Genomic DNA, 4,746 nt, shown 5'->3' on the forward strand with positions numbered 1-4,746 from the left:
TTATGAGAGCGGTGCAGATTTGGTGAAGCCGCTTTCCCTTGCCGGGCAGGATACTCGCACAGTGGTTTGAGGCTGGTACGGTACGAAAACATTTTTTCGTATAGATAAACTTAAACCTCTCTGAAACGGGGGTGGTAGCGCACAACGTCGCTTATGCCCTTCAGCGCGTTCTCACGCAATTCCAGCACCATGAACACTTCTTCCGGAACCTGGATTTCCCACTGAATGCCGTAAGGTTTGGAGGGTTTGAAACCAAAACGCGGGTAGTAGTGGGGGTGGCCCACCACAAAAATCGTCTCATGCCCGGCCGCTTTCAACGCATTGAGAGCATAACGGATTAATGTCGATCCGATTCCCTGATTGTGGAATTCGGGCAGAACGGCCATCGGGCCAAGGCCTACCGCCGTCCACTGCTGTTCGCCGTTTGTGACGGTTACCGGCGAGAAGAGGATATGCCCGACGATTTTCTCATCCACTTCTGCGACCACCGACAATATCACTGCTCCGTCGCGGCGCAGGGCGTCCACCAGTTGGGCTTCATTTTCACGCTCAAATGCCAGATGATTGACCCGATCAATGGCGGGAATATCTTCGGGTGTTTCAGGCCGAATGGTCAGCTTCATGGACAGCAACCTCCGGTTCGGCGGGGGTATCTATCGTTCACCTGGATTCTGCCTGCTTTTTGAGGCGAAGCAGCGAGGCTTCCAGCGATTTTTCGAGGAAATGTTTGTCGAACAGGAGCATCAGGCGGGTGAGCCACCCCGAAAGTGATTCCGCAGTGGTGACGAGGGTGTCGTTGCCGCGCGCTTCAATGCTCCAGTTGTGAATGGCTGTCATCCCGGTGGCTGTCCCTGTCCAGCCGATCCGAAGGGGCGGCTGGACGGTGTGCAGGCGGGAGGTGATGTTTAGCCCTTGCGCTTTCCAATGAAAAGTTGTACCTTCCCTCAGGTCGCCGTCCAGTTTTGCAAAGGTAATATCAGGCTGCCAGTCAGGCCAGTTCCCGAAATCGGTTAGAACCTGCCAGACTACCTCCACAGGGGCGTGGATGAGCATTTCACGACGGGCAAAGGCGGGGGCGGATTTATTGATTTCCATTTTACTGTCTCCACAAGATCATCAAAATTTTATTGAGAATATAAATCGAACCGAAGGCAATCGTCAGATTCGTCTTACCCATGCTGTACAATGCCCAACCGCTCAGGCCAAAAATTACCAGTTCCGCTAAAAAGAGCCAGGGTTCGGAAAGCCTCAGCGAGGATTTAGGTGCCAGAAAAGTTCCCCAAACCACTGCGAAAAGGAGGGGGCTGCCCAATCCGAGCAGGAATTTCATCAGCGGCGTTTGACCTGTTTTGAACCCCCAAAAGCCCAAGATGATCAGAATACAAATTTCAAGCAGAAAACGAACAGATAGGTTAACCATTTTGAACAGTTCCATGAGGAGCCTCCGAAACTTTTGGATTTCTAATTTCCACCGAGAGGATTTGTAAATTTAAGTTGTGAATACGAAACAGCACCCCCAGCAGGGCAGCCTGATCGGGCAATTCGCCATCCAGAAGAGTATTGCCGTCCATTTCTTCCGTGAGGGAAAGTTCGGGTAACCACGAAGCAAGCCCGCGGTCTACTTTGCCTTGCAAGCGGATATGGTATGAGATGAGAGATCGTTCGTTGTTCATGACCTGAATCATACATGGAAAAATCGCGATTGCTATCCTCCAATGGGAGTATATCACGGGGGTATATGCAAATTCGAGAAGATACCTCCATAGGGGGATGCCGGTCTTGCTCTGATTTTGTATAGTTGACGGCAAGGAGAACAAATCATGAAAAAATTTACTGTGGTATTAATGATGTTGGTACTTGTGCTTTCCGCTTGCAGCCTGAACCCCACCGCTACTCTGACGGGCTCCGGCAAGATGGTCAAGCAGTCATTCGATTTATCTGATTTCGATCAGATTCGTATCGGGACTTCAGGCGTGTTATACCTGCAACAGGGCGATGATTTCAGCCTGACGGTTGAGGCGGATGATAACATCCTGCCCGTGCTCGAAATCGGCGTGGAGCAAGGCGTGTTAACGGTACGCACCAAACCGGAAGTAAGCCGGCTTCAATTTGAAACACTCATCTACCGGGTGACATTACCGGCTTTGAGCCTGTTGGAAATATCCGGCTCGGCAGATGTCCGCGCAGAAGATTTCAGTGCCGACTCCCTCACCATCCGGATCAACGGGTCGGGCGATGTAACCTTTGCCCGTCTGGATGCCCAATCGCTTTCGGCGCGCTTGAGCGGATCGGGTGACCTGATTCTGCCCGATGTTTCGGCTACAAGCATCCTTGCCGAGGTCAACAACTCGGGTCAGATGGAAGCAGCCGGTGAAACCGAATCACTGACGGTGATGACCTCCGGCTCTGGTGAACTGCTGGCGGAAAAACTCATGGCAAAAGTCGTGGATGTGGCGGTCAACGGGAGCGGTAATGCCACTGTTTGGGCGGTGGATCGGCTGGATGTGTCCATCAGCGGCAGCGGCAACGTGCAATACCTTGGTTCGCCGGAATTGACTGAGAAAATCAGTGGAGGCGGTGAGTTGATTGCGCTGGGTTCGCGGTAAATTTTTCCGGGATAAGATGAACCACTCACCCAATGGAGAGGTTCATCTTTATTAATACCAATTCACGATTTATTCAATGAGGAGTTGTCCACAATGATTCATCCACCTTTGAACAAAAGAAGAACCATCCGGAATCTGGTCTTATTTACCGTGGTTGTAATCTCAATCGGCTTTATCGGACGGGGTCTGGACGTGAGGATGGGAAATTCACCGTCGGAAAGTCTGGGCATGCTGTTATGGCTGGTTGTGCCGAGCGTTTTTTCTTTATTGCTGCGCGCCTTTGGCGGAGACGGCTGGAAGGATTTTGGCATCAGGCCCAATTTCAAAGGAAATGGGAAGTTTTATCTGGTTTCGCTTCTGGTCTATCCGGTGTTGACTTTGATTATCCTGCTCATTGGAAGTCTGGCAGGACTGATCACATTCACTGATCTTTCGATGAACGCGCTGGGAATGATTGCCCAGGTGTTTCTGGTGGGTGCGCTTCCCCAATTCGTCAAGAACATTTTTGAAGAAACGGCCTGGCGCGGTTACCTGGCCCCCAAGGTGTATGCCCTTGGCCTGAATGACTTTGTGGGTCACGCGATGGTCGGTTTGATTTGGGGCGCCTGGCACATCCCTTACTACCTGTACTTTTTGGATCGTTCCATTCTGGAACAATTTACGACTCTGCCCGTGACGCTCTATATTCCCCTTGCCATTCTGGTGATGATTGCCTGGGGAATGGTGTATGGCGAACTGCGCTTGTTGACCAACTCGATCTGGCCAGCCGTCCTGATGCACATGGTGGAGGATGCCCTACTCATCCAACTGATCACCGATAATCGGGTGCAAATCGTTCGCGGAGCAGACTGGCTGGTTTCGCCCATGCACGGGCTGATTGGCATTGGGTTGTTTGTTGCCCTTGGGATCGGCTTGCGCCAGATCCGCAAGCGCAGGGAAGCCACGGCCTGAGATTATTCCAAATACAACGAGAGCGTGCAACTCAGTAAATCATGAAATAAGTCCCAGTTCGCGCGCTCTCGCTGCCGCTTTCACACGGTCATCCACCCCCAACTTGCCGTAAATGTGTTTGACATGCGTCTTGACCGTGCCCACTGAAAGGAAGAGCTTTTCTGCAATCTGCGGGTTCGACAAACCTGCAGCAAGCAACCTCAATACTTCAATCTCGCGCCCGGTCAACGGCTCAATAATGGATGATTGATCGGGGGGAAGGGACTTTCCAAATCCTGAAAGCAGGAGGGAAAGATAATCATCCTTTCGGGATTTCTGAAGATGAGAGAGAAGCGTTTTCATCTTTTCCCCCTCGTCCAGAAATAGGCGCACATAACCGCCCGCTCTACCAATTTCCAAAGCCCGCTCCAGAGATTGTAAAGCGAGTGATAAATTACCGGCTTCTTGCTCCATCAAGGCACGGAGGATGTGGATTTCCATCTCGTATTCGAGGTAACCTGCCTCGCGTGCCAGCCGAAGCTGCTCTTTCATTAAAAGGCGGACGGTTTCCCATGCTTTTTGGCGTAACAGAAAGCGTAGATAGGTCAGTGTTGCCAGCCGGTAAGGGAAGAACAAAGGCTGGGTTGGCGGCTGAAAGCCCCTTGCCCAGGCTTCGAAGGCCGGCCAATCTTCCAGCCGGTACAGCAAAGCAGCCCGGACGGCATTTGCCCAGTCAACGGCGTTGGTGATGCCACTGCGCTGTGCCAGCCTGACAAAATTTTCGGCGGCCTGTTGGGCGAGGTTTGGCCTGCCATCCACCAGTTCCAAGCGGGTGAGCAGGGCATATAAACGCATGCTGACATCCGGCAAATTGCCCAATTGCTCTTCCAGTTGATGGGTAAAACGGGCTTCTCGGCGTGCCCCTTCCAGATCGTTGATCTGATACAGCAGGGTTGCCTGATTGATGTGTGCCCAGCCGCGCACAAGGCTGGAACCACCGCGCCAAACGGTATCGAGCAATTCGCGATTAAGCGCGAGCGCCCGCCCCAGCTCTGCGCGCTCTGTCATCAATTGCACCCGTGCGCAGGCCGCAATCCAGGCCGTAACCCGGTCACCAGCCTGTTCACACAGGCGGATGGTCTCTGCGTAGGCCTGCTCGGCTTCGGGGAGGGGCCGGCCTGAGGCGTGGGTGGTAATCGCAATCTCCAGT

Annotated in this window: 7 protein-coding genes; 2 read left to right on the forward strand and 5 right to left on the reverse strand. The window is 52.7% G+C overall.

All coding sequences use genetic code 11. The annotated features are described in order from the left end of the window. Nucleotides 1-110: 110 nt before the first annotated feature. The 4 genes from VAE48_RS10340 to VAE48_RS10355 are packed head-to-tail and all read right to left on the reverse strand — an operon-like array spanning nucleotide 111 to nucleotide 1,673. Complete coding sequence (locus VAE48_RS10340) at nucleotides 111-623, reverse strand: N-acetyltransferase (protein ID WP_322793247.1); 513 nt, start codon at nucleotides 621-623, stop codon at nucleotides 111-113. A gap of 37 nt (nucleotides 624-660) precedes the next feature. After that, nucleotides 661-1,095, reverse strand: a complete 435-nt coding sequence (locus VAE48_RS10345; RefSeq protein WP_322793248.1) for an SRPBCC family protein — start codon at nucleotides 1,093-1,095, stop codon at nucleotides 661-663. Nucleotide 1,096: 1 nt separating this feature from the next. Further along, complete coding sequence (locus tag VAE48_RS10350) at nucleotides 1,097-1,435, reverse strand: YrdB family protein (RefSeq protein WP_322793249.1); 339 nt, start codon at nucleotides 1,433-1,435, stop codon at nucleotides 1,097-1,099. After that, nucleotides 1,413-1,673, reverse strand: coding sequence for a hypothetical protein (locus tag VAE48_RS10355; protein ID WP_322793250.1), 261 nt, complete (start codon nucleotides 1,671-1,673; stop codon nucleotides 1,413-1,415). The genes VAE48_RS10350 and VAE48_RS10355 overlap by 23 nt, the downstream gene beginning before the upstream one ends. 147 nt (nucleotides 1,674-1,820) lie before the next feature. Between VAE48_RS10355 and VAE48_RS10360 the strand changes: the two genes are divergently transcribed. Next, nucleotides 1,821-2,606, forward strand: a complete 786-nt coding sequence (locus VAE48_RS10360; protein ID WP_322793251.1) for a head GIN domain-containing protein — start codon at nucleotides 1,821-1,823, stop codon at nucleotides 2,604-2,606. Nucleotides 2,607-2,804: 198 nt separating this feature from the next. Continuing rightward, complete coding sequence (locus tag VAE48_RS10365; RefSeq protein ID WP_322793252.1) at nucleotides 2,805-3,557, forward strand: CPBP family intramembrane glutamic endopeptidase; 753 nt, start codon at nucleotides 2,805-2,807, stop codon at nucleotides 3,555-3,557. A 39-nt stretch (nucleotides 3,558-3,596) separates the two neighbouring features. Here VAE48_RS10365 and VAE48_RS10370 read toward each other — a convergent pair. After that, the coding region (locus VAE48_RS10370) for a LuxR C-terminal-related transcriptional regulator (RefSeq protein WP_322793253.1) at nucleotides 3,597-4,746 on the reverse strand (1,150 nt) is incomplete at its 5' end.

It is taken from the genome of Bellilinea sp. (genome assembly GCF_034432615.1).
Classification (GTDB): domain Bacteria; phylum Chloroflexota; class Anaerolineae; order Anaerolineales; family Anaerolineaceae; genus Bellilinea.

Bases quoted from the DNA above. Each gene is read 5' to 3' on its own strand.
- VAE48_RS10340 (WP_322793247.1), bottom strand. From the start codon at position 623: ATGAAGCTGACCATTCGGCCTGAAACACCCGAAGATATTCCCGCCATT.
- VAE48_RS10345 (WP_322793248.1), bottom strand. From the start codon at position 1,095: ATGGAAATCAATAAATCCGCCCCCGCCTTTGCCCGTCGTGAAATGCTC.
- VAE48_RS10350 (WP_322793249.1), bottom strand. From the start codon at position 1,435: ATGGAACTGTTCAAAATGGTTAACCTATCTGTTCGTTTTCTGCTTGAA.
- VAE48_RS10355 (WP_322793250.1), bottom strand. From the start codon at position 1,673: ATGAACAACGAACGATCTCTCATCTCATACCATATCCGCTTGCAAGGC.
- VAE48_RS10360 (WP_322793251.1), top strand. From the start codon at position 1,821: ATGAAAAAATTTACTGTGGTATTAATGATGTTGGTACTTGTGCTTTCC.
- VAE48_RS10365 (WP_322793252.1), top strand. From the start codon at position 2,805: ATGGGAAATTCACCGTCGGAAAGTCTGGGCATGCTGTTATGGCTGGTT.